We start from the raw sequence: 316 nt of genomic DNA, 5'->3' as shown, positions 1-316 counted from the left end.
GAGATGGCACTGAGCATCAAAGACCCCGAGACCGAACGGCTGGCCCGCACCCTTGCCGAGCGCACCGGCGAGACGATCACGGTCGCCACCCGGCGGGCCCTTGAGGACCGCCTGCGCCGCACGGGCTCCGAGACGCGCAAGGCCGCATTGCTGGAGGACATGGCCGCCAGCCGGCGGCGCTGGAGTGCTCTGCCGATCCTGGATGACCGCTCCGCTGATGAGATCATCGGCTATGACGAGAACGGCTTGCCAAACTGATGGTCATCGATACCTCCGCTATCGTCGCGATCGCCTTCAACGAACCGGACGCAGCGTT

The 316-nt window shown here is 66.1% G+C and carries 1 protein-coding gene; it reads left to right on the top strand.

Features of this window, described 5'->3' with window-relative positions; genetic code table 11:
* The first annotated feature begins 3 nt into the window (after positions 1–3).
* A complete protein-coding gene (locus AC2YI2_RS35230) occupies positions 4–258 on the top strand; it encodes a type II toxin-antitoxin system VapB family antitoxin (protein ID WP_487391152.1) in 255 nt (84 codons plus the stop codon).
* The last annotated feature ends 58 nt before the right edge of the window (positions 259–316 follow it).

The organism is Rhizobium sp. SRI_017 (assembly GCF_057586295.1).
The sequence above is the reverse complement of the archived record's forward strand: the minus strand, read 5'-3'. Positions and strand labels throughout refer to the sequence as shown.